Origin of the sequence: Paenibacillus rigui (assembly GCF_002234615.1) — a bacterium.
In the GTDB taxonomy this organism is placed as follows: domain Bacteria; phylum Bacillota; class Bacilli; order Paenibacillales; family NBRC-103111; genus Paenibacillus_S; species Paenibacillus_S rigui.
In genome coordinates this window covers 1-23,194 of sequence record NZ_NMQW01000045.1, presented here as the reverse complement: position 1 = coordinate 23,194, position 23,194 = coordinate 1, and the positions used below count along the sequence as shown (strand labels likewise).

15 protein-coding genes and 15 tRNA genes are annotated in these 23,194 nt (G+C 53.1%); 5 read left to right on the top strand and 25 right to left on the bottom strand.

Annotation, left to right across the window (positions count from 1 at the left end; genetic code table 11):
* Nucleotides 1-7 precede the first annotated feature (7 nt).
* Nucleotides 8-1,465, bottom strand: coding sequence for an SWIM zinc finger family protein (locus tag CF651_RS25330; protein ID WP_094017661.1), 1,458 nt, complete (start codon nt 1,463-1,465; stop codon nt 8-10).
* A gap of 230 nt (nt 1,466-1,695) precedes the next feature.
* Between CF651_RS25330 and CF651_RS25325 the strand changes: the two genes are divergently transcribed.
* Nucleotides 1,696-4,827, top strand: a complete 3,132-nt coding sequence (locus CF651_RS25325; RefSeq protein WP_094017660.1) for an ATP-binding protein — start codon at nt 1,696-1,698, stop codon at nt 4,825-4,827.
* Nucleotides 4,828-4,885: 58 nt separating this feature from the next.
* On the opposite strand, the gene CF651_RS25320 is transcribed toward CF651_RS25325, so the two are convergent.
* Nucleotides 4,886-6,112, bottom strand: coding sequence for an RtcB family protein (locus tag CF651_RS25320; RefSeq protein ID WP_094017659.1), 1,227 nt, complete (start codon nt 6,110-6,112; stop codon nt 4,886-4,888).
* 25 nt (nt 6,113-6,137) lie between these two features.
* Nucleotides 6,138-7,649, bottom strand: a complete 1,512-nt coding sequence (locus CF651_RS25315; RefSeq protein WP_094017658.1) for a TROVE domain-containing protein — start codon at nt 7,647-7,649, stop codon at nt 6,138-6,140.
* 509 nt (nt 7,650-8,158) lie between these two features.
* On the opposite strand from CF651_RS25315, the gene CF651_RS25310 reads away from it, so the two are divergent.
* Together CF651_RS25310 and CF651_RS25305 are read left to right on the top strand one after the other, a co-directional pair.
* Complete coding sequence (locus tag CF651_RS25310; protein WP_094017657.1) at nt 8,159-9,490, top strand: WYL domain-containing protein; 1,332 nt, start codon at nt 8,159-8,161, stop codon at nt 9,488-9,490.
* Nucleotides 9,465-10,271 carry a WYL domain-containing protein gene (locus CF651_RS25305; RefSeq protein ID WP_094017656.1) on the top strand — a complete coding sequence of 269 codons (807 nt, stop codon included), beginning with the start codon at nt 9,465-9,467 and terminating at the stop codon, nt 10,269-10,271. The genes CF651_RS25310 and CF651_RS25305 overlap by 26 nt, the downstream gene beginning before the upstream one ends.
* Nucleotides 10,272-10,337: 66 nt before the next feature.
* On the opposite strand, the gene CF651_RS25300 is transcribed toward CF651_RS25305, so the two are convergent.
* On the bottom strand, nt 10,338-11,129 hold the full coding sequence (locus CF651_RS25300; RefSeq protein WP_425436325.1) for an AAC(3) family N-acetyltransferase: 792 nt from the start codon (nt 11,127-11,129) through the stop codon (nt 10,338-10,340).
* A 1,185-nt stretch (nt 11,130-12,314) separates the two neighbouring features.
* Between CF651_RS25300 and ilvB the strand changes: the two genes are divergently transcribed.
* Both ilvB and ilvN read left to right on the top strand, forming a co-directional pair.
* Nucleotides 12,315-14,057, top strand: coding sequence for a biosynthetic-type acetolactate synthase large subunit (gene ilvB, locus CF651_RS25290; RefSeq protein WP_094017654.1), 1,743 nt, complete (start codon nt 12,315-12,317; stop codon nt 14,055-14,057).
* Nucleotides 14,054-14,542: an acetolactate synthase small subunit gene (ilvN, locus tag CF651_RS25285; RefSeq protein WP_094017653.1), complete on the top strand. Its 489-nt coding sequence runs from the start codon at nt 14,054-14,056 to the stop codon at nt 14,540-14,542. The genes ilvB and ilvN overlap by 4 nt, the downstream gene beginning before the upstream one ends.
* A gap of 274 nt (nt 14,543-14,816) precedes the next feature.
* Here the strand turns inward: ilvN and CF651_RS25280 are convergent, their stop codons facing one another.
* The 21 genes from CF651_RS25280 to CF651_RS25180 form a co-directional block, all read right to left on the bottom strand.
* The gene (locus CF651_RS25280; protein ID WP_094017652.1) at nt 14,817-15,623 is read right to left on the bottom strand and encodes a TatD family hydrolase; all 807 of its coding nucleotides are present in this window, start codon (nt 15,621-15,623) and stop codon (nt 14,817-14,819) included.
* Nucleotides 15,616-16,197, bottom strand: a complete 582-nt coding sequence (locus tag CF651_RS25275; protein ID WP_094017651.1) for an RNA 2'-phosphotransferase — start codon at nt 16,195-16,197, stop codon at nt 15,616-15,618. Before CF651_RS25275 ends, CF651_RS25280 begins: the two co-directional genes overlap by 8 nt.
* 124 nt (nt 16,198-16,321) lie before the next feature.
* Nucleotides 16,322-17,650: an AAA family ATPase gene (locus tag CF651_RS25270; RefSeq protein ID WP_245856150.1), complete on the bottom strand. Its 1,329-nt coding sequence runs from the start codon at nt 17,648-17,650 to the stop codon at nt 16,322-16,324.
* Nucleotides 17,651-17,652: 2 nt separating this feature from the next.
* A complete protein-coding gene (locus tag CF651_RS25265) occupies nt 17,653-19,074 on the bottom strand; it encodes an RtcB family protein (RefSeq protein ID WP_179232988.1) in 1,422 nt (473 codons plus the stop codon).
* A 443-nt stretch (nt 19,075-19,517) separates the two neighbouring features.
* The gene (locus CF651_RS25260; RefSeq protein ID WP_245856149.1) at nt 19,518-20,096 is read right to left on the bottom strand and encodes a ribonuclease H-like YkuK family protein; all 579 of its coding nucleotides are present in this window, start codon (nt 20,094-20,096) and stop codon (nt 19,518-19,520) included.
* A gap of 597 nt (nt 20,097-20,693) precedes the next feature.
* Entirely contained in the window at nt 20,694-21,341 is a 648-nt protein-coding gene (locus CF651_RS25255; protein WP_094017649.1) for a rhomboid family intramembrane serine protease, read from the bottom strand.
* A 358-nt stretch (nt 21,342-21,699) separates the two neighbouring features.
* A tRNA-Pro gene (locus CF651_RS25250) sits at nt 21,700-21,773 on the bottom strand.
* Between the two features lie 7 nt (nt 21,774-21,780).
* Nucleotides 21,781-21,863 (bottom strand) — tRNA-Leu (locus tag CF651_RS25245).
* 24 nt (nt 21,864-21,887) lie between these two features.
* Nucleotides 21,888-21,964, bottom strand: a tRNA-Arg gene (locus CF651_RS25240).
* 7 nt (nt 21,965-21,971) lie between these two features.
* Nucleotides 21,972-22,045 (bottom strand) — tRNA-Cys (locus tag CF651_RS25235).
* A 10-nt stretch (nt 22,046-22,055) separates the two neighbouring features.
* Nucleotides 22,056-22,130, bottom strand: a tRNA-Gly gene (locus CF651_RS25230).
* 4 nt (nt 22,131-22,134) lie between these two features.
* Nucleotides 22,135-22,221, bottom strand: a tRNA-Leu gene (locus tag CF651_RS25225).
* An 8-nt stretch (nt 22,222-22,229) separates the two neighbouring features.
* Nucleotides 22,230-22,302 (bottom strand) — tRNA-Lys (locus tag CF651_RS25220).
* Nucleotides 22,303-22,312: 10 nt separating this feature from the next.
* Nucleotides 22,313-22,397: transfer RNA gene (locus CF651_RS25215), tRNA-Tyr, on the bottom strand.
* 12 nt (nt 22,398-22,409) lie between these two features.
* Nucleotides 22,410-22,485 (bottom strand) — tRNA-Thr (locus CF651_RS25210).
* Between the two features lie 18 nt (nt 22,486-22,503).
* Nucleotides 22,504-22,579, bottom strand: a tRNA-Phe gene (locus tag CF651_RS25205).
* Between the two features lie 21 nt (nt 22,580-22,600).
* Nucleotides 22,601-22,677: transfer RNA gene (locus tag CF651_RS25200), tRNA-Asp, on the bottom strand.
* A 39-nt stretch (nt 22,678-22,716) separates the two neighbouring features.
* A tRNA-Met gene (locus CF651_RS25195) sits at nt 22,717-22,793 on the bottom strand.
* Nucleotides 22,794-22,810: 17 nt separating this feature from the next.
* Nucleotides 22,811-22,886 (bottom strand) — tRNA-Val (locus tag CF651_RS25190).
* A gap of 20 nt (nt 22,887-22,906) precedes the next feature.
* Nucleotides 22,907-22,981 (bottom strand) — tRNA-Glu (locus CF651_RS25185).
* 6 nt (nt 22,982-22,987) lie between these two features.
* A tRNA-Asn gene (locus CF651_RS25180) sits at nt 22,988-23,063 on the bottom strand.
* Between the last annotated feature and the right edge of the window lie 131 nt (nt 23,064-23,194).

Sequence of the window (23,194 nt, the reverse complement as noted above, 5' to 3'; positions counted from 1 at the left end):
TTGAACATCAATATTGCAATCGGATAACCTCTGTCGGTGTAATGATGCTCAGCGGCTGTGCAGCCAAGCGGTTCAGCTTCATATCATGCCCGAACTTCACCAGCATCGTCTGCCCTTTCAAGGCCTCCTTCGGCAGCAGCGGGAGCAGCGGAGTCGTCCTCTCCTGCTCACCCGGCAGGTCGGCCAGCACCAGCGATTTCCCCTGCGGATCCAGCAGAATAAACAAATCTTCCTCCTCGGACTGCTGAATTTCATCAAACGCCAGCAGCAGCACAGGCTGCTTATCCGACAAAGGGTTCTTGATCTGGTTCTTCACCTGCTTCACCGCCTCAGGGTAAGAAGACCGTGCTCGGCTCTGTACCGACACATAGTCGTCCGGCTGTGCCGGGCGGAATGAGGCTTCCTCCCAGCGAATCCTCGCATTCAGCTCTCCCGGGTATACAAACAGTTCCGTCGGTTGTATCACATCAAAGACCGAATCGTCCTCACGGATAAATTTCGCCGCACGAAAAGGCCGGTACGTCCGCGTGATATGAATGTGTCCCGACTGCAGCTCCATCCAAACCCCTTCGTCCACATATTCGCCCCTGGCTTCATCGGTGTAAGAGCGAAAGGACAGCTGCAGCAGCTTGGTCTCCTTCTGCACCCGGTCGTGCTCCCGAAGCTCCGCGAGCTGCCAGGCATGGCCTAGCCATTCCTCCAGCGTGGTTTCCGTATCCATCGGCATGTCCGGATCGGCCATCCGTTGGATCAGATGCTCCCGCCCCTTCTTGATCAGGGTATGCAGCAGAGTGAGCTGCTCTACCGCTAGCGTGTAGATCGTTTCTTTATTGTCCTGGGCTTCCAGCTGCAGCAGCAATTGTTTAAAGGCCGCCTGCACGCCCGGTATGTAGTAGTTGCCCAGCTGCTTCGACTGCTCGGCAAGCATCTTCAACGTCTTGGCGTCTACGCTGCCCAATCCCGACTGCACCAGCTGGTGTACCAGCTTCTCCAGCAGGTCCAGCCCTTCGAGCTGGGCTGCGATTTTTTTGACCAGCGCATTTTTATTCGTTTTGCGCTTGCTTTTTCCAGCCTCTGTATCGCTGCCTGCCGATGCGGCGGCTTCTTTTTTCTTCTCCTCGCGCTTCTCTGCCTTCTCGCGTTTCTCAGCAATATCTGGAGGAATCTCCTCGGTATCAAAGGCTTGACCCGCCGTATATGCATACAACAGCCCCAGAATATGCTTGCATGGAAACTGGCGGCTTGGGCAAGAGCAGCGGAACACCGGGCTGTCCGGCTTGACGAAATCGGCTGAGCACCGGTACGGCTCCTTGCCGCTTCCTTTGCATTCCCCGAACAACAGCTCCCCGTCCGGAGACTTGCGGAGCTTAGGAAAGCTGTTCTTTCTGGCCAAATCCTTCCCATTCTTCATCGCTGCGCCGTTCAGCGCCAAGCCGTCTACATAAGATTCTGTTAAATAATTCATCTTGTACCTCTCGTAAAATAGAATAAATTCCACGCTCAACGCTTTCCATGTTATTCATCATTTCCCTTATTTATGATACCAAAAAAAGACAGCCGCGTCGGCAGTCTTTAGTCCCTTTTCGCCTATTCAGCCTTCACAATCCGCCAGGCTCCGCCCTGCCGACGCCCCCGCTTCGCCATATTCGCAATTTCGGCCAACCCCGGCGATTGAACAAGGAATAACCTCAATTCATGTCGAATGTATCCGGTATGAAAACGATATTTTACAAAACATCCCTAAAATATATTGTCACTGTCACAATGTTTCTTATCGTCCTTTTAGGCTTTCGGTGGCTTTGGTCCGAGGCGTTTCCCAATCCCGAGCATCCCCATGCTGTGCAGGGCGTGCTGGACATGCGCGGCTGGAACTTTGAGACGTCACCCGCCATCGATCTTGACGGCGAATGGGAGCTGTACCCTTCGTCCTTCATTTCAAATGAGGACACTGGCAAGCATTCGGCTCCCGCTTCCCGTTATGTTCAAGTGCCGGGAGATTGGCGCAGCGCGTTTCCGGAAGATACGGATTTATCGTACGGCTACGGAACCTACCGCCTGCGTATTTTGGTCGATTCGCCCTTGGACCAGCCTTACGCCCTCTGGTTCCAAAGCATCCAATCCTCCTCCGCTGTGGAAATCAACGGCCAGAAGCAAAAAGAAATCGGTCATCCTGCATCACAGGTACAATCCTATACACCAGGAAATATTTCATACGCAGTTTCCTATACTGCAGAGGCAGGAGTTCAGGAAATCGAGCTGCTCGTTCGCGTCGCCAATTTCGAGCATCCGTTTTACGGCGGCATTGCTAAATCCATTCGCTTTGGCTCGCAGGGATCCGTCGACTTCTTGCGCTGGTATTCCATCGGCTTCCAGCTTGCTTCATGCCTTATCCTGATGCTGCATGCCTTATACACCTGTATCTTATACCTGTTCAACCGGCGTGAAAAAACATTCCTTGCTTTCTGTCTGCTGCTTTTAACCGCAGCAGTGCTCACGGTTGTGTCTGACAACGACCATGTATTGCAAAATTGGTTTCCCATCAACTATATGTGGATGCAAAAGATCAGGCTGTTCTCCTACATGTGGGTTTCCTTTTTTATTTTGTATTTGACCCGGATCTTTTTCGGCAAAATGGAAGGCCGCCGTCTGTTTCGGGCGTATCTCCTGCTGCTCATTCTCTATTCCGCGTTCGTACTGGTCGTACCGCCTTGGCTCATTTATTATTCCAGGGAAGCCAAGATTTTCGCTTTTCTGTACTTTTTCCCGCTCGCCTGGTTTGTTTATTTAGCCGTGAGGATGGTGCTGCGCAAACAGCCCGACTCTATCTATTTGCTGCTTGCGATCATGAGTATTGCCTCGAGCATTCTTTGGGGAGCCTCCAACAGTGTGTATTATCCGATCGATCTGATCGCGGCAATCATCGTCTTCTCGGCTTACTGGTTCAAGCGATACTTCCGCAATGCCGAGGAAAACGCGAAACTTACAGCTCAGCTGAAGGAGTCCGATAAGCTGAAGGACCAGTTTCTTGCCAATACCTCGCACGAACTGAGAACACCGCTGCACGGCATTATGAATATCGCCCAAAGCATCATAACCGATAAGCGGGACGTGATCGACGCCAAAATCCTGGAGGATATGCGGCTTCTCGTCACGATCAGCAACCGCATGTCGCACATGGTGGACGATTTGCTCGATGTCGTCCGGCTCCGAGAGAAACGCATCCTGCTCAAGAAGGAGCCTTTGGCTCTCCAGCCGATCATTTCCGGCATTTTCGGCATGCTTGGTTATATGACCGGGGGCAAAGCCGTCCGGCTGGAAATGAGCGTTCCGGAATCCATGCCGCGGATTTTGGCGGATGAAAAACGATTGGTGCAAATTTTATTCAATCTGGTGCACAATGGGCTTAAATATACGGCAGAAGGAACGGTTACCGTCTCTGCCCTCGTCGAAAACGGCCAGGCCGTTATTCAGGTGTCCGATACGGGAGCCGGCATGGACGAAGAGACGCAGGCCCGTGTGTTTCTACGCTATGAGCAGGGACTTGACGGTAAAAACGATGGCCGCGGCATCGGGCTCGGCCTAAGTATTTGCAAGGAGCTCGTGGAGCTCCATGGCGGTGAAATGACGCTTCGCTCCGAGCCGGGCAAGGGCTCCGCGTTCCGCTTCTCGCTTCCGGTAGCGGAGCTGTCCAGCCTTCCGGATGCACAGCTGGACCACTACCTGGAAGCGGCTTCCACATTGCAGCTCCTGCCGGAAAATCCGGCCGGCGAGTTCCCCTCCTTGCAGCCTGAATCTTTGACTTACGCTGATGACGCTAAAGCCAACATCCTTGCCGTCGACGATGATCCGGTGAATCTGAAGGTGCTTGCCGGCATCCTTAGGACAGAAGCGTACAATGTCAAATTGGTTGCATCGGCGAACGAAGCGTTGGAATTGCTGGATACGCAGCCTTGGGACCTGATTGTAGCCGACGTGATGATGCCTTTCATGTCCGGTTACGAGCTGACACGAAGGATCAGGGAGCGCTTTTCCGTCTCCGAGCTTCCCGTGCTCCTGCTCACTGCACGCAGTGAGCCTGCGGACATTTATGCCGGGTTTAAGTCCGGCGCTAACGACTATGTTGCCAAACCGGTCGACGCCCTGGAGCTCAAATACCGCATCCGCTCCTTGACCAGCTTGAAGCAGTCGATCCATGAACGGCTGCGCATGGAGGCTGCGTACCTGCAGGCGCAAATCCAGCCTCACTTTCTGTTCAATACGTTGAACTCCATCATGGCGTTGGGGGACCTGGACACCGACAGAATGCGCAAGCTCGGTGATGCTTTTATTGAATACCTGCGCATCAGCTTTCATTTTTTAAACTCAGGCAAGCTGGTTTCGCTTCTTCACGAGCTCGAGCTTGTACGCGCGTATCTTTATATTGAAAAGGAGCGTTTTGGCGACAGGCTCAACATCGTATGGGAGGGAGATTCAGAGGATTCCGCCTTGCTTCTTCCACCGCTCACGATCCAGCCGCTCGTTGAAAATGCGGTCAAGCATGGTGTTCTGAGCCAGGCCGAGGGAGGGACGGTATGCGTCCGTATACTGAGGAAGGATGATTGTACGGTGATTGAGGTGAAGGACGACGGCAAGGGAATGCAAGCCGAGGGGATCCGGGATGTGCTGGAGCATCCGGTGAAGAAAGGGACGGGCGGCATCGGACTGTTCAACACGAACCGGCGGCTGACGCAAATGTACGGCAAGGGGCTATCCATTCAAAGCAAGGAGGGCCAAGGTACCTCCGTGTCCTTTATAATCCCGGCAAAAGGAAATGAGGCCCCTCAATGAAGGCAGAGGCAGCCTCGAATTCATAGTCAAACGATATTAGAGCAGCTTCGGCATACGCTTAGTCCTTGTACGGATCGAACTCATCCGCGCCCGCCATGCAGACGCCTATGGGCTTCAGTACATGCAGCACTTCAATCGTTTCTGCATGCGCGTCGAGCACATCCTGCAGCTTCCGGTAGACGAACGGACTTTCGTCCGTTCCCGCTCCGCGAAGCTCCACCCCGAATGCCTCCACGGCACGAAGCATTTGCTCGGTCGTAATTTGCCCGCCCGAACGGGTTCGGGTTTTCCAGTTCATTTTCCCTGCCGCCTGGGTTCGGCTCATCACGCGTCCCGCTCCGTGCACCGTGCTGTAAAAAGCAGCGCGGTTTTCGGCCGTATCCTTCCCGCGAACAATAACGGAGATGTCGCCCATGCTCCCTCCGATGAAGCCGATCTGTCCCGGCGCCGACGGGGTGGCGCCTTTGCGCACAACAACCGTTTCCCGCCCTTCGTGCTGCTCCTTCCATGCAAAATTATGATGATTATGCACTTCCATATCAGCCTCCGCACCGAGAACGGCAAGCACCTGCTCGATGACATAATCGCGTCCGGCATAAGCGTAGCGTCCGGCGAGCTTCATCGCTCGATAGTACATATCGCCCAGCTCGCTATCTAGCTGAAGCAGAACCGGGGCCTGATCCATCTTTTCTCCCGGGGCGTTAGCGAGAAAAGAGCGTCCTGCCGCCAAATTGATGAACCCGCTGGCCGTCTTGTGTCCGAACCCCCGGCTGCCGAAATGATTGGCGACCCACAGTCTCCCCGTAGCCGGTTCCTCGAACAAATCAACAAAATGATTCCCGCTGCCGACGGTTCCGAGCTGGTCGCGTGCCAGTGTCTTCAGCTTGTCATGCTCCTGCTTCCCGACGGCGCCGTATACGGCCCAGTCAGGGTCGTCGAACAGCTCGTGGTCGACCTTTTCGCTGTTCACGCGTCCAATGCCGAATGATATTTTACGGGCGATCCGATCCATGATTCCCGCAAGCTGAGGCTTGATATCCGTCGCGAGCAGATTCGTTCTCACGGCTTTATTGCCGCAAGCAATATCGTAGCCGACGCCGGAGGGAGAAATTTGCCCATCATACACGACAACGCCCCCGATCGGTTGGCTGTACCCTTTATGGTGATCCGCCATCAAAAGCGTTTGAATGGCTTGGCCCGTCTCCGAGCAAGTAACGGCTTGGGCAAGCGCCCCTGTATCGGGCTGTCCCCACACGCGAACTCCTTGTATATCCTGATATGCCATCTTGTATCTACTCCTTATCGCTGATTCATGTTAAAACTTCTTCTTCAAGCTGTATGCCTTCGATCCTCCCGATCATCGTCGCATAGCCTTTCACCGACTGTGCGATATAGGAAAGAATGGTGTCGCTCCAGCCGTAAATATAAAAGGTTTGCGGGTCTGCCGGTGGAACCATCGCAGACCGGTAAGGCGAAATATCCACGATAAATGCTTTGGCTTCCGCGTTTACCTTCGTGCGGTACCTCCGCAGCTCTTCATAAAACGGGCTCCCGCCGTTCTGCTGCTCATCCGTGATCATGATGATTTGGTCAACCTTCCATCCTTCCTTCGTCAGCTTGCGTACGGGAGCTCCCGTATCCGTCCCGCCTCTGGCGCGGATACGCTCCGCTTGACTGAGAATACTGTCGTACCGTGATGGCTTGGCATCCGTCACTTCCGTATCAAACAACCAGAATAGAGAGCTGCCCTGCGTTTTCTTGTACAGCGCTAACGCAAAAATCGAACCGATCTCCAAATAATCTCCTTGCATCGATCCCGAAACATCAAGAAAAATAGCCGTCCGTTCCCCTAGCTCCGGTAAATTGCCGAAGGTCAGGTCTACTGATTGACGCAGCGCATCGCGCAGCTCGGGATGGTCCACTTGACGATAAGCCGTTGCAAAGCGGAAAGGCAAAATTTTTGCTTTGCGCAAGCTTTCCACATCCGTCAATCGCCCGATAGCATACGATAGTTGATCCTTATCCTCGAACACGCCTGCCCGTTGAAGCGCGTTCAAATGACGCAGCAAGGCAAATGCGGGCATTTGGTGCAGCAATGCGCTCCACACAGCCCGGGATGGCTTCATGGCTCCTGTCACCGTTTCATAAGGCAGCTTCCCCCGCTCAATCCAGACGAGCTGCTCCTCCTCTGTCTCCGCCTGCTTCAATTGCTCCAGCGCATTCACCTGAGGCAATAACGCCAGGTTCGCCTCCTGCCCCCGCAAATAGCGGTAGAGCGCCTGCTGCTTCAGATCCGCAGGCTTCGGATGGGCGGTGGCTATAGCATCTCCCAGGCTGTAGCCGCGACCCCGGCCGTTATATTTTACAGCCCAATATTCCGATATGCCAGCCAGAAACCGGTTCACTTGACGTTTCACGGCCCTCCCTCCTTCTCCGCGCCCCATTCCTTGAAGGATGGTCAGGAAATCAAACAGATCGGAAGGGTAACGGATCACTTGAAGAAAAATAAGCGCAAACAGGTCTGTCCGGTAAGCCGATAAAATGGCAAGTCCGAACAGCGGCTGGAGCCGCATCAGCCCTTCATTCCTCGCGAAAACGATCGCCTTGGCCATAAACTGCGGGTTCGCTGCAGCCATATCGTGATGAAGCTGTTCGGCGTCGGCGAGCAGTTCCTTTTGATCGGCATAAAATGTGTTCGTTAATGTATTCGTCATCAGCGTCTGCACGTACTGCTCTTCCAAGGAGCGTGTGTAGGCTGGGTATCCGTCTTTGTTACGGGTTGTCGGCTTCATCGTGCCGAATAATTTTTTAGCAAAGCTCATGGGGGTTACCTCCTAAAAGCTTTCCGTAGGAAAGCTAACTTCGTAAGCATGTAGTTTCTCTGAAACATGGTGGGGTATTCTTTGGAAATCGAAGCGAGGAAAAGGTCGAAAAGGCCTTTGGGTGGCTCGCACCCTCAATTACTTTTCCCAATAAAAGTCGAAGGATCCCTTTCAGGCGCCTCGCTTCGGTTGGACTTATCATCTTCATGATCGAGGAAGAGGAGCGGAAAGGAACAGACTGCTCTACCATCTGAGCTATTCTGCCTTGGGCAGAAGTTGGACTCGAACCAACGACATGTCGCTTAACAGGCGAAGTAACCCTTCCTGGCGCCTCGATCATGATACTGTGCTGCCTTCACTCTTCGGTGCCGACCTCACAATGTAATCATAATCCGTAACTTGTACTACGAACATGGCGAAAGTATTACGACACGAGAGAAACTTTTCCATTTTCTCCATTTGTCTCCCCTGTTACAATAGGAACAAGGAATGGAAATCGGAGGAAACCCATGGCCAAGGAAAGCTTTGATAAAGAAATTCAATTTTTACGCATGATGGTTCTCACCAGCGGGGCTTACAGCAGGCAGCAATTTGCCGATAGACTCGGCATTTCCGTGCATACGTTCGATAAGACGATCCGGCGGCTCAAAGACATCGTCCAAACCGTGTACCAGCAGCTGCCTGAGGAGCAGGGCAAAGAGCTTGCGGAAACGATCCGCTACAGCTACTATGACTCGGCGGACCCGATGCTGCTGTTCCTCTTTCGCGCCAAATCGCTCAAGGAGTCCGAAAGCCACCGCATCTCGCTCCTTCTGGCGGCAATGCAGGACCAGGCGCTCACAGCCATGGAGCTGCTCGATGCTTGCTGCAGCGGCTTGCCTGCAGAATTGGCCATGCCCGACGAGAAAACGATCCGTCAGGATCTCAAATATTTGGAGACGGTCGGGGTGATCCGCAAGCTTGCAGGCCCTCGCCCCTACAAGTATATGCTGCACAACGACCTGGTAAATGAGCTCACAACGGAAGAGCTGTTAGAGCTGTACGACTTCGTCGACATTATGGCAAATACACAGGTACCCTCCGTGCAAGGCCTGCTGCTGCGCGACGGCATCAAGAAAGCGCTGAACCGCAGCAGGGAGGAATCAGCCGTCGGTACGGCCCTGCCTTTTTTATATAAATATCATTACTACTCCCGCATTTTGGATGAAGCCCATTTGTTCACCCTGCTGAATGCGATACAATCCCGCCGCAGGGTGCGGTTTATGTACTTCTCGCCCAAGGCGCAGAAAAGCTACGCCTCCCGCAACACCAACCCGCTGTTCGAACGGGAATCCGAGGGCAAACAGGAAACGACGCTCCCGCTGAAGGTCGTTTATGATCATCAATATGGCCGGTGGTATTTGCTGGCCAACCATACTCGGGAAGGCTTGCGGAAATTCAGAATGGAAGGCATTACCCAAATCGAGGAGGACGAGGCTGTAACGGAGGAGCAATTTACGGCATGCCTCAGCGAGTTGGAGCATAAGACGCAGCACAGCTGGTTAATCGATACGGGAAGGCCTGTCACGGTACGAGCGCGCTTTTACAATCCCGAAGGGGAGCAGCCCAACTTTGTAAAGGACCGGGTGCTGCTGCAAGGGCAATGGGGGCGGATCGTCGAAGAAACGAAGACCGATTTTGTGTTCGAAATTACGGTAAACGGAACGATAGAGATCAAGCCATGGCTGCGAAGCTTCGGATCAAGCTGCGAGGTTTTGGAGCCGGCTTCGTTTCGCCGGGAAATGATTGCTGAGTGGAAGGAGCTTCAAGCCTACTATGAGCCTGTTCGAGAAAATATTTAATTACCAGGTCTTATCCCGCCTTGAGGATTCGGGTACGTGTACAGTGACGCACCACGAACGGAGCTGGCTGAAGACCATGCTCAACCACCCGTCCGCTGCGGATGCATTCACGGCTGCCACCATGGATAAGCTGCGTGCCCTTCTACACGAGGATTCCCCATTAGCTCTGTCCGTCGGCTTCACGGAAAAAGCAAGAAGCGAGGAAAGACAGGTGTATCACCCCCATCTTCGCCCGCTTCGCAAGCAAATAGCCGCTCAAAACGCAATTCTGATGAGCTATCGTATCAAAGGCGGCCGCCTGGTGAGCGATCAGCCCGGTTTTCCTTATAAGCTGGAATACTCTATGGTCAAAAGAGAGTGGTATTTGCTGTGGTACAACCTCCGCAATCGTTCCCTGATGAGCACCCGGCTGCAGCATATTGCCGGTATCCAGCCGCATCCGCTGCCTCAAGCAGAAGCGGACAGGCTGCTGGCTGTGATTGAAGAGTTGATCGATAACCAAAAAACCTCGGCCGTCATCGAGGTCGTACGCGAATACAACCGGGAGCTGTCCAGAATTTTGTATGCTTTCTCCTGCTTTGAAAAAGAAGTGGAGTATGACGCGGTGAACGATACATATGCAGTCCGGCTTACTTTTCTGCAAAATGAAAGCGAGTATGTGCTCTCCAAGGCTCGCTTCCTGGGCAAAAGAATCCGTATCAAGGAAAGCGGCTACCTCCGTTCGCGGATGTATGAGTCGGCGACCAAGGCGCTCCAGCGCTACGGTGGGCCTCGGCTCTGATCCCTTCATCCCGGTATAGAGAGGCGGCTGCCTGATGGCCATCTCTCTGCGTTCCGCGGAACCCGCTTACGACGGGAGGAACCGCTCCCGAAGCGCCTCCTCCATCGGTTCATTATCGGAGAACAGGTCCGGGACCGCACGCAGCATCTCGGACAAAACCGCCTCCAGCTTCACCGCATCACACACACGCACAACGGCATCCCCGAGCTGTCCTTTGAACATCGCGCCCCGCTGCTCCAGCACGTCCTCCACCTTCCAAAAATGCTGCGACCAAGACAATCCGCAATGTCTGCGCGAAGGGACTTCGATTTCCGTACCATCGGGTGTGATCGTGTACAGCAGCTCATGGCCATCCGTCATTCGTCCCGGAATGTCCAGCCATTCCTCAACGCCGTGCATAAATGTATTCCGTCGTAAATCGACGCCAACCAATAAAATCGTGGCCTTCCGGTCCAGCAGCTTCCCCCAGACCGAGCCTCTGGCACATGGCGTATCGAACCGTTCGTCTCCTGCGGTAAAAGCTGCCGCATCCTTGCCCCGCGCCGCCACCGAATGCGTAGGATGCCAGGAGCGGACCACGCCGGGTCTCTTGCGAAACAGCTCGGTGAGAATGCCTACGCACGAGGAAGATTGCTCCACGTCAAATCGGGGATTATCCGCTTGAATGTAAGACCACGTGTGGGTCGGCAGCACGAGCAGCCCGTCCTTCATATAGTCAGACAGAGCATCCAGAACCGTATCCGCCCCGCCCTCGACTTCACCCAAGCTCTTCATGGACGAGTGCATGAGCACCGTACCTTGAGGGTTAACTCCCAACTGCTCCAATTGCTCCATCAGCATTGATTTCGTATAGATCATGTCCCGGGTCCTCCAATGAAATAGACTATACTGTGATTCTAAGGGGTATCCGTCTAAGCCGCAACCTGCAGCTTTTCAAGGAAACATGAATTTTATATAAACCTTCGTCCGCCTGCTTGAAAAAATCATTTTTTATGGTATGATATGTAACAATATTATTTTTCCTATGCGATGAAGAGATTTAAAACCAAGGGCTCTTATGTCCAGAGAGCGAAGGAAACGCTGAAACCTTTGCCTTAATCCCTTGCGTGATGTCGTCTCCGAGCTGTTGACCGAAAGCCGAAGCCCGCCTGACTTTAGCGGCTGCTTGGCGTGTAGGCTCGAACGGATTGAGCACACGTTATCGTGCTGCAGGTAAGGAGCCTCCTTACCTCTTGAGACCGGAGCTGCAAGGCTGCCGGTAAACCAGGGTGGTACCGCGAAAAGTTAACCCCTTTCGTCCCTTAGCGTTAGCATGATGCTGCGCTTTGGAATGAAAGGGGTTTTGTTGTTTTATCCATATGCTAGCGATGAAGAGAGTTAAAACCGGGGGCTCTTATGTCCAGAGAGCAGAGGAAACGCTGAAACCTTTGCCTTAATCCCTTGTGTGATGTCGTCTCCGAGCATGTTGACCGAAAGCCGAAGCCCCCTGCCGTCTTGTTTCCGGGTCGCTTGGTGTGTAGACTCAACCGGGATAGCACACGTTATCGTGCTTGCAGGTAAGGAAATCCTTACCTCATGAGGCCGGAGCTGCGAAGCTTCCGGTGAATCAGGGTGGTACCGCGAAAAGTTAACCCCTTTCGTCCCTTAGCGTTAGCATGATGCTGCTGCGCTTTGGAATGAGAGGGGTTTTGTTATTTTTCATAACTTTGCGATGAAGAGAGTTAAAACCAAGGGCTCTTATGTCCAGAGAGCAGAGGAAACGCTGAAACCTTTGCCTTAATCCCTTGTGCGATGTCATCTCGGAGCATGTCGACCGAAAGCCTGACCCGCAACACCAGGTCACGGTGCATAGGCTCGAACGGATGGGCACACGTTATCGTGCTGCAGGTAAGGCTTTCTTACCTCATGAGGCCGGGACCGCGAGGTTCACGGCGAATCAGGGTGGTACCGCGAAAATGTTCCTTTTCGTCCCTCAAGTCCAACAGCTGGCGACGTCTGCTTTGGACTGAAGGGACGAATTTTATTTTTGGAGGAGGCCATACCATGAAACCTTTACACCATGCTACGACAGAACGAGATGCTCATTCTCTTACTCCGCAGGAGGAGCTTGTGACAGGCTCTGAGATCCTTTTGCGAGGCTTGCTGCAGGAGGGGGTGGAATGCGTCTTCGGCTATCCCGGAGGGAATGTGCTTTATATTTACGATGCGATGGTCGGCAACCCGGACTTCAAGCATATTTTAACCCGGCATGAGCAAGGGGCGATCCATGCGGCCGACGGCTATGCCCGTTCCACCGGCAAAGTCGGCGTGTGCCTGGCGACCTCGGGTCCGGGTGCCACCAATCTGGTAACAGGCATTGCAACGGCCTACATGGATTCCGTACCTCTGGTTATCATCACGGGCAACGTGCCTACGACGGTGATGGGGACCGATGCTTTTCAGGAGGCGGATATCGTCAGCATTACGATGCCGATCACGAAGCACAGCTACTTGGTGCGCCGCGTTGAGGACTTGCCGCAGATTATCCATGAAGCGTTCTACATTGCGAATACGGGCCGCAAGGGACCGGTGCTGATCGACATTCCCAAGGATGTATCGAACCAACAAATGCGCTATAGACAAGCGCCTGAATTGGATATCCGCGGTTATCGAGGGGCCCCTGAGCCGGATACCGATCAGATCGAGCGGCTGCTTCAAGTCATACAGCAGTCCGAGAGACCGGTTATTCTCGCCGGCGGCGGTGTCGTCTACTCCAACGCTTCCGAGGAGCTGATCGAATTCGTCCATCGGACGCAAATTCCTGTAGCCACGACCCTCCTGGGGCTGGGCGGATTTCCGAGCGCGGACCCGCTGTTCATGGGCCTTGCGGGCATGCATGGCGCCTATACCGCCAATACGGCGATCCAGAACGCCGATTTGATCATTTCTATCGGCTCCCGCTTCGATGATCGGGTGACGATGGCCTTGAACGGCTTTGCGCCCAAAGCCAAGACGATCGCGCATCTCGATATCGATCCTGCCGAAATCGGCAAAAACGTTAAAACCGACATCGCTTGCGTCGGCGATATCAAATCGCTGCTCACGTATGCGAACCAGCACGCCGAATCGGCCCGTTCCGCGGCTTGGCTGGCTGAAGTTCAGCAGAACAAAGCTGATTATCCGCTGCGCTATAAGGATACGGAAGACGAGCTCAAGCCTCAGTTCGTCATCGAAATGATGCATGAAACAACCCATGGTGAGGCCATCGTCACGACCGACGTAGGGCAGCATCAAATGTGGGTAGGGCAGTTTTACCGGTTCAACCGCCCCCGTTCTCTTCTTACCTCCGGAGGCTTGGGTACCATGGGCTTCGGCTTCCCGTCTGCCATTGGCGCACAGGTAGGAAACCCCGACCGGTTAGTCATATCGGTCAACGGAGACGGCGGCATGCAGATGTGTGCGCAGGAGATGGCGATTTGCGCCATTCACAACATTCCGGTAAAAATCGTTGTTATCAATAACCAGGTGCTAGGCATGGTAAAGCAGTGGCAGGAGATCATTCATGAACAGCGATTCAGCCATATCGATCTGGCGGGAAGCCCCGACTTCGTCAAGCTTGCGGAAGCTTACGGGCTCAAAGGCCTGAGGGCCCGCACGAAGGCGGAAGCCCGTCGGGCATGGCAGGAAGCGCTGGATACACCGGGACCGGTGCTTGTGGAGTTCATCGTTCCGAAGCATGAGAATGTGTTTCCGATGGTTCTCAGTGGAACCGCACTAGATCAAATGTTATTGGGGGATTTCGAATGAGTACACATAGACAGCATACGATTGCTATCCTGGTTCAAGATCAGCCCGGCGTTCTGCAGCGGGTATCCGGATTGTTCGGCCGCCGCGGCTTCAATATCGACAGCATTACCGTAGGCCATTGCGAGGAGCCCGGATTATCCCGGATGATTATCGTTACGACTGGCGACGAGCGAACGATCACGCAAGTACAGCATCAGCTGATGAAGCTGATCGATGTCATCGAGGTATCGAACATCAGCACGAATCCGATGGTCGCACGGGAGCTTGCCCTGATTAAAGTCAAGGCCGAGCCGGCCCAGCGGCCGGAGCTTGTCGGTGTCGTGGAAACATTCCGAGCGTCCGTCATCGACGTCGGACCGAGCAATCTGATCATTCAAGCCATCGGCGATCTCAGCAAAATTGAGGCGCTGGTCGAGCTGCTCCGGCCTTACGGCATCCTGGAGCTGTCCCGTACCGGCGCAACCGCCATGGTACGAGGCAGCTAGGCAGGCCTGCGGGCCTTGGCTTGAAGCATCTGGTCGGAAGCGCGCGAAGCCCTGGCGTCTGTTGCGGCGCAGCGGGCGGCCGGTCAAATCCACACACGTTTAGCTTCCTATTCTAGCGCATCAAGCAGAAAGCCAGGGCTCTCCCATCCTTCAGAGAGCTCTGGCTTTCCTCTTTTTTTCGTGCTTCACCTGTCCCCGGCCCGAATACTTAGCTCGCGGTCCTTCAAGACAGCGTGTGTTTATCAAAATAGTCCGAAGTAAAAGTATGAAGAGCTCATACTTTCCTATCGGCCAAGCCGAAAAACGACTTTGCCGTTTCCGTGGCGGCTGCCGCCACTTCCTCCGGCGTCTTCCCAAGACAGCCCGCCACGGCATTTACAATATGCGGCAAAAAAGCCGGCTCATTGCGCCCATCCTTCGGCTTCGGCTCCAAATCGCGGGGCGTCAGGAACGGGGCATCCGTTTCCAGCATCAGGCGATCCGTTGGAATCCGCTTCACCATTTCGCGCAAATGCTTGCCGCGGCGCTCATCGCAGATCCATCCTGTAATGCCGATGTAGAAGCCCATATTCAAATACAGCTGCAGCTCCTGAGCCGAGCCGGTAAAACAATGGACGACCGCCCGCCGGATGCGCGGCAAATAAGGCTTCAGCACCTTCACAAAGTCGTAGTGCGCTTCGCGCTCATGCAAAAACAACGGGAGCTCCAGCTCGCATGCCAGCTTTACCTGCTCCTCGAACCAACGGCGCTGGACATCGCGCGGCGAGAAGTCCCGATTGTAATCGAGACCGCACTCACCGATGGCCACCACCTGCGGAAGAGCGGCCAGCTTGCGCAGCTTGGCCGGCGTATCCGGACCGCAGCTGCGCGCATCGTGCGGATGGATTCCCGCCGTACTGTATAACACCCCCGGGAACCGCTCCGCGTAACGTGCGGCCTCCTCGCTGTTCCTGATGCTCGTTCCGGTCATAATCATCGGCGCCACACCCGCTGCTTGTGCCCGGGCGACAACGTCATCGCGGTCGGATGCGAACGAACGGTGCGTCAGATTCACACCGATATCTATGATCTGATCATTCATTTTGCCCTGCCCCGCTTTCTTCGTTCGGGTACTTGCTGGTGCACGCAGCAGGAACGGCATCGGCCAGCCACACTTCATGCCCTGCATTGTAAAAGACAACCCCCTGCTGGCGGGCTGCTTCCGTATCGATAAGCAGCATGACAAGCTCCCCTCTGCGCTGTCCGGCAAGCGTAGCGAAATGCAAGCCCTCGGACATATGGACGTACTGGCGTCCCATCGGCCGAAGGCCTTCTTTTTCAATTAGCGGAGCCGCCTGAGCATTCGTCCCGTGATACAGCACCTTCGGAGGGACCTGCACAGGGTAGCTGACCTTTGCACGACTGTGTCCATAACGGGCCCGAATACTCCCATCCGTGAGGTCGAACCGTTGTTTTTCACAATGGCGTACGACCTGCTCCACATCCGCAAGCGTGACAGCCCTCCATCGCGGCTCAGAACGGAGCACCTGCAGCAGCTCTTCGACCCGGCAGGTGCCGTCCTCCGGATCCAGCCTCAAGCCGAACGCCTCCGGTGTATGCCGGAGCAGCTTCGTCATGAATTTGCTTAAGCTGATTTCCTGATTTTTAGTTAACATGATTAAACATCCTTTCTTCTTTCCTCTATTCTCCATCCCATGACCTGGCTAGATCTGTTCCTGCCATGACGATTCCATTCGTTTATCTCTTATTTCCTTGTTGATCCGCTCTTCCAAATCCGGCTTACATCGCCAGAAATCCGACACGCCGCTCTGTTTCCTCTTCCCGATTCCAGCTTTGGGTTCGGCCTTTATCCAGCTCTGCTTTCATTTTCTTAATAAGGACGTCCACGTTAGCCGTATGCTCATAGTGCCATTCCAGCGCAGCCGATACATACAATTCATTCAACTGGGCGAAGGTGAAACCAGCCGTCAATCGTGCCGCTTCCTCAACCTTCTCGGCTCCCGCCAGCTTATGCAGCCCTTTGTGCGTGAGATACAGCCGGCGCTGTTCGGCATCCGGCAGCCTGATTTCGTAGGCCCGATCGAATCTTCCTGCCCTGTTCATCAGCGCCGGATCGATGTTCTCGGGATAATTCGTCGTTCCTATCAAAAAAATCCCTTCCTTCGAGGTCGCCCCATCCAATGTGTTGAGGAAATAAGAACGTGCCTGCTGCGGCATAGAATCGATGTCTTCAATAATCAGGATCATATGGGCCATCCGTACTGCGCTATGAAAAACCTCCTGAATCGTATCGCTGCAAGTATGCTCGGTAATTTGCCAATAAGCTGCCGGAGCCTTCACGCTTCCAGCGATCGACTTGACCAAGGTCGTTTTGCCGTTCCCCGGCTTCCCATAAAGCAGGATTCCTCTTTTATACGGAATTTCGTATTCCTGATAAAAGCTCCGATCCTCTGCAAAAAACTGATCAATGGAGCGGTAAATTTCCTCCTTCACGTCCCGGCTCATCACGACCTCTTCCCGTTCAACCATCCGGGTAATCGGCGTCAGCTCTTTTTCTACACCATGAGGCCCATCCGTAAACACAGTGACCTCACACCGGTCCAGATCGCGGCGCCGCTGACGCGTATATGCCAGAAAATGCTTCAGCCTCGATTCATCCACTGCCCAAATGAAATCTTCGGAAAAAATCCCTTGTGCCCGGAAGACAGGTACACGTGCCATCGCTACTCCCCATGCCGGGTAAGCGAATAAATTGTTCCGCAGCGTAGGCAGGGTTCGGTAAACATACGCTCCTTCCTCAGGGGCGTAGGCGAACCCCTTTGCCTCCACATACGCGAATATCGGACCTACAACCTCCGCACCGCTTCCTTCCGAGTTTAGATCCTGCTCCAACAGCTCCCAATAATCCTCATTCCCGTCTTCACTGACAAACAATTCGAACGGCTGACCGTAATTTTCCTGAAGTGCCTGTTCTATTCCTTGAACAATTTGAGAATAGTCCTCATATAGGGTTTGACGCTGGGCATGATTCCCGCTATCCTTTGAAGGTTTGATAATAGCTGTAGTCTTCGGGATTTCCATTTCCATAAATTGATTTATTTTTTTCAATATTAAGCTCCTTTAACCGTCGCCAGAGGCTTGCATTTGGCCACCACACCGGCCAGCCCGGCTCCAACGACACTCTCGATGATTTGATCCACATCTTTATAGGCTTGCGGCGATTCATCCAGGATCGACTCCAAGGACCGCTGATTCACTACAATTTCTTCATCCGTTCCTACCCGCAAGGACGAGGCGAATTCATCGAGCGTTACGAGCCTTTTCGTGGCGCTTCGGGACCGGATACGGCCTGCTCCATGGCAGATGGAGTAATAATTGTCACTCCCCCCGGGGCGTCCTACCATGATGTAGGATGCTGTGCCCATCGAGCCTGGAATCAACGCCGGGTGCCCGGTCTCCCGGTACGGCTGCGGATTATCCGGGTGGCCCGGTGGCAGCGCCCGGGTCGCTCCCTTGCGATGAACCAAGCAGGAGCGGCCTTCATGCTTTTCCTCCCAAGCATAGTTGTGCATCAGATCGTACAATGTCGTCATTTCAAACTTCGAGCCGAACACTTCCCTGCCCGCCTCTCTTATCGCGTAGGCAATCAAATGCCGGTTGACGACGGCATAATTCAATGCGGAGTACATCAGCTCGACATACGTCTGAGCAGCTTCCTCCGATAGCGGAGCGTACAACAGCTTCGGGTCTGCGGTACCGAGGCCGCTCCGCTTCATCAATTTGGCTATCTCCGTACTGCAATACTGATTGACCGAGCCACCCCAAGCACGCGAGCCGGAATGGATCATAACGGCGACCTGCCCATCGAACATTCCCCATGCCTCGGCCACCTCGCGGTTCTCTTCAGCGATTTCGATCGCTTGAATTTCTGCAAAATGATTGCCGTTACCAAGCGTCCCAAGCTGCCGGTGCGAACGATGCCATACGCTGTCCGGAAACCGGTTCAACACCTCAGCGTCCACCTGGAACTTGCTTCGCTCCACATGCGTTAGTGCAGTCGCCTTGCGGGGCGTATAGCCGTCGGGAATATACTTCTTGGGCAGCCCGTGCAGCCCCTTCGTCACAATGGATTCCAATCGGATGTCCGAGAAATGGCCGCGGGTATGATCCTCTACCGGCAGCACCTTTTCAATCGCCTTCACCAGCTTACGCCGAAGCTTCACTTCCTTCAGCTCGTCGCGATGCACATTCGTCAAATGCACCCGCATCCCGCAGCCAATATCGCTTCCTACGATGGATGGCGACACATAACCGTCATCCATGCTCCAAACTGCCGTCGTCCCAATACAGGTACCCACGCCGACATGAACATCAGGGGTATAGCTCATATATTGGTTGTTCGGTATTTGCAGGTTGTTATTCGCCATCTCCAGCACTTTGTAGTCCAGAGCCTCGTACAGCGATGGGCTTGCATAAATATGCAGCAGACCTGCCGGCAGACTTACCTGCCGATAGTAATCATTAAGTATCATAAAAACATGTTCCTCTCTGTTGTAGAAATGGCTTCGCCATCTTTCCAGATGAACTAAAAAAACCGCAAGCCATGATAGCCTGCGGTTCTGCCTGAATAAGGCATAGCCCCCAAACGGGTTCCGAACGCAAAAAAGCCATGGACTCCTCATCCATGGCCGTTCAAACAGTAACTGCGGAATGTTCTATACAAAGAACGATTTCACCATCATTTTCTGTTCGTCACAGATCCCGTTCGAGACCGATGGATGAGCAATATTGTGTAGTTGTATTCAAAGGAATCGTGATTGCATGCATAATTCATCGGCCTCCTTTCATTTAAGTTACATTCATCATAAAGCTGGAATCCAGTATATGTCAATGGGGGTCAACCGGAAAGTTTCGTTATAACGAACTGTCGTACGGATTCCACATCACTGCTGCTGGGATATGTTGTCGAAAGTGATTACATTACCTTGCGTCGAACCGGCTTCTTGGTATATCGGTTGGCGTAGGAGGAAGCACAGTAAGAATCAGGTTTTACACGTGCAGCGTACATGCCCATAGACTCCACTCGCGCCACCATCTCCTGTACATAAAGGGACGTCTTGTTCACGAATGGCTCGGTCCCTGCATCAATATCGATAAACGTTTCAAGCACAGCCCCTTGGTACACGTAGGGAAGCAGCTGCTCTTCCATTCGCCGTACAGCATCCACAGAAAAATAACAGGCCATCTCCTGCGAAAGCGAGGTTTCCATCGTCAGCTTCTCTTTTAATGAGGTCAGCTCTCTAGGAACGATCACCTGCCGGTAGCATGCCCAGGCCCCCTTCCCCAGCCTCCGGATAATAATGCCCGTTATAAACTTCGTGCAGCCTTGATGCACTTGACTGTCAGTCCCGATCGCAAAATGAAAATGCGCCTTCGGGTCTTGAGCCATAAACCGCAGAATACGATGAACCACCTCATCGAACGAAAGCTTGCTTTCCGTAATGTTCTGAAATCTCAGATCCGGGTTCATGGTCATTCCTTCTTTTCGTGTCATAGTCGTCACCTGTACAATGTACATTCATCCTTTCGTTGTTAGTTAACGAACCAACCGCCTGCGTTACCTTCTCGCCATGCTCTCCATAAGACATATCATTTGCTATCTACTCTAGTTTATTCGACACAACGGCAATATGATCACCCGTAACGAGCGGATAAGCCTGTAACCCAAACCTAAACAGCTTGACCATCCTTCAAAATGTGCTTTCATACCAAAAAAGGCTGCCGAATCACGTAACTTTTCTCCGCTTGCCTAAGCCTAAAGAAAAGTCGCCGTGTCCAACAGCCTTGTAAGTCGTATGAGTTCGTTTACACTTGACCTGAAAAGCTTGCTTATGCCGCTATCAGGATTCCCCATTCACTTCTGGGAGCGAGAACAAATCTACTTAGACTGCTGGCTATGATTTTGTGATAAGCATGAAAATTAAAAGGGCATGCGTTCGAATACTGCAGCTGATGTCTAATCATTGTTCTTACTCCTTTCGGATTGGAATTCAAAGCATAGAAAGATTCACAAGCTTGTTCGTTTAAGTTGAAGCCATCTTATCATGGCCTCGACAAGCAAGTCAACCCAGTATTTTCATATCCTGTCAAGTTATCCCTCTGAGGCTTGCTGTCTTTGCTCCTCCTGGTGACGCTTTTGCCTTCTTTGTATGGATAAAGAGATCAAGCCCATAACAATCAACCCGCCGACAAATCCGCCAAAATGCGCGTACAAGTCAATATGTGGAACGATAATCGATTGCAAAAATCCGATCACCAGGATGGTAATGATCGTTTGCTTCGTTTGACGGTCAATGATATCCTTACGGAAAATTGCAAGAAACAAGTACGCCGCGTACACCCCATAAATCGCTCCGGATGCCCCGGCAGAAATGAAGTGATCCGGATGCAGCCACGCACTGGCCAAATTACCTGCAATCCCGGATAAAATATAAAACAACAAATATCTCCATGTGCCCAGCATTCTCTCAAGCGGCGGTGCAAAAACGTACAGCGTAAAGCTGTTGAAGAACATGTGAGCGAAGCCGATATGCACAAACATCGCTGTCAAATAACGCCACCATTCCGGTGTCATGCCCGGTAAATCAAACAAGGCTCCGAAGCGAAGCAGCGTCTCAGCATCTTGAGAAGACCCGGTCCATTCCATTAGGCCCAGCACGATCAGATGTACACAGATCAATACCGTCGTGACGGGATATAATTTTATATATTGCTTCAAGCTTTCGTTTCGTAAAAACATGCTGTTCCCCACTCTTTTCTGCAATAGTTTTCACCCTATTCCCATAGTATTCCCTAATAGTCAAAATTGCAAAAAGACACGTATATCAAGGGAAAAATCAAGGGATAAGCACGCCACTCCCACAGGACCGTATCAATTTCTGCACAAAAAAGACGCTTCATCCCCACTCCTGCAATGGTTTCAAAGCGTCTTGATTTGTTGGGGACACGGACGTCCCAACTACTGCCCTTTCGCGCAAAGGCTCCCAGCGCATGGGCCTTCCTCTAGAAGGCCAGGGCCTCTCCATGTCTTTACAACATATTGCGTCCTTTATACAGCAAAAAACCGCGAAGCATCGCGGTTTTCTCACTTCCTGTTATCGGGACGACACGATTTGAACATGCGACCCCCTGGTCCCAAACCAGGTGCTCTACCAAGCTGAGCTACGTCCCGATGATTATGGTGCCGGTAGAGGGACTTGAACCCCCACGGTTTCCCTCACGATTTTGAGTCGCGCGCGTCTGCCAATTCCGCCATACCGGCTTGCTGATGTTACTTTAAAAATAATGGCGTTCCCTGAGAGATTCGAACTCCCGGCCTTTTGATTCGTAGTCAAACGCTCTATCCAGCTGAGCTAAGGGAACATGAGAATGGAGGCACCACCCAGATTCGAACTGGGGGTAAAGCTTTTGCAGAGCTCTGCCTTACCACTTGGCTATGGCGCCAAATATTGAATGGAGCGGAAGACGGGAATCGAACCCGCGACCCTCGCCTTGGCAAGGCGATGCTCTACCGCTGAGCCACTTCCGCAAATTGGTGCGGTCGAGAGGACTCGAACCTCCACGGCTGTTACACCACTAGAACCTGAATCTAGCGCGTCTGCCAATTCCGCCACGACCGCAAAACCAATGAGCCATGTAGGATTCGAACCTACGACACCCTGATTAAAAGTCAGGTGCTCTACCAACTGAGCTAATGGCTCTTACTAAAAATGGTGGAGGCTGATGGATTCGAACCACCGAACTCGATGAGAGCAGATTTACAGTCTGCCGTGTTTAGCCACTTCACTAAGCCTCCGAGTTATACTACTGGTGCCGTCGAGAGGACTTGAACCCCCAACCTACTGATTACAAGTCAGTTGCTCTACCAATTGAGCTACAACGGCATAACTTTATCAAGAAAATGGTGGCTCGGGACGGAATCGAACCGCCGACACGAGGATTTTCAGTCCTCTGCTCTACCGACTGAGCTACCGAGCCTTACGCTCTGCTTGATATAAATGGCGGAGCCGACGGGATTCGAACCCGCGGTCTCCTGCGTGACAGGCAGGCATGTTAGGCCTCTACACCACGGCTCCACACGAGTGTTTTTAAAGCAAGGCGCTTCAAAAACAAATTGGTTGCGGGGGCAGGATTTGAACCTGCGGCCTTCGGGTTATGAGCCCGACGAGCTACCGGGCTGCTCCACCCCGCGTTATATTTAAGAATAGATGGTGGAGGCTGACGGGATCGAACCGCCGACCCTCTGCTTGTAAGGCAGATGCTCTCCCAGCTGAGCTAAGCCTCCATAACTGGAATATAATAAAATGGTGACCCGTAGGGGATTCGAACCCCTGTTACCTCCGTGAAAGGGAGGTGTCTTAACCCCTTGACCAACGGGCCGTAAAATGGCTCCCCGAACAGGACTCGAACCTGTGACAACTCGATTAACAGTCGAGTGCTCTACCAACTGAGCTATCAGGGAATGTTGTGCTTGGCGACGTCCTACTCTCCCGGAACCCTGCGGTTCAAGTACCATCGGCGCTGGAGGGCTTAACGGCTGTCTCTTGTACACCATTGACGCTGCCGCCGAATAGAGGGGGTGGGGATCTCACG

Bases quoted from the DNA above. Each gene is read 5' to 3' on its own strand.
- CF651_RS25330 (WP_094017661.1), bottom strand. From the start codon at position 1,465: ATGAATTATTTAACAGAATCTTATGTAGACGGCTTGGCGCTGAACGGC.
- CF651_RS25325 (WP_094017660.1), top strand. From the start codon at position 1,696: ATGTCGAATGTATCCGGTATGAAAACGATATTTTACAAAACATCCCTA.
- CF651_RS25320 (WP_094017659.1), bottom strand. From the start codon at position 6,112: ATGGCATATCAGGATATACAAGGAGTTCGCGTGTGGGGACAGCCCGAT.
- CF651_RS25315 (WP_094017658.1), bottom strand. From the start codon at position 7,649: ATGAGCTTTGCTAAAAAATTATTCGGCACGATGAAGCCGACAACCCGT.
- CF651_RS25310 (WP_094017657.1), top strand. From the start codon at position 8,159: ATGGCCAAGGAAAGCTTTGATAAAGAAATTCAATTTTTACGCATGATG.
- CF651_RS25305 (WP_094017656.1), top strand. From the start codon at position 9,465: ATGAGCCTGTTCGAGAAAATATTTAATTACCAGGTCTTATCCCGCCTT.
- CF651_RS25300 (WP_425436325.1), bottom strand. From the start codon at position 11,129: ATGATCTATACGAAATCAATGCTGATGGAGCAATTGGAGCAGTTGGGA.
- ilvB (WP_094017654.1), top strand. From the start codon at position 12,315: ATGAAACCTTTACACCATGCTACGACAGAACGAGATGCTCATTCTCTT.
- ilvN (WP_094017653.1), top strand. From the start codon at position 14,054: ATGAGTACACATAGACAGCATACGATTGCTATCCTGGTTCAAGATCAG.
- CF651_RS25280 (WP_094017652.1), bottom strand. From the start codon at position 15,623: ATGAATGATCAGATCATAGATATCGGTGTGAATCTGACGCACCGTTCG.
- CF651_RS25275 (WP_094017651.1), bottom strand. From the start codon at position 16,197: ATGTTAACTAAAAATCAGGAAATCAGCTTAAGCAAATTCATGACGAAG.
- CF651_RS25265 (WP_179232988.1), bottom strand. From the start codon at position 19,074: ATGATACTTAATGATTACTATCGGCAGGTAAGTCTGCCGGCAGGTCTG.
- CF651_RS25260 (WP_245856149.1), bottom strand. From the start codon at position 20,096: ATGACACGAAAAGAAGGAATGACCATGAACCCGGATCTGAGATTTCAG.
- CF651_RS25255 (WP_094017649.1), bottom strand. From the start codon at position 21,341: ATGTTTTTACGAAACGAAAGCTTGAAGCAATATATAAAATTATATCCC.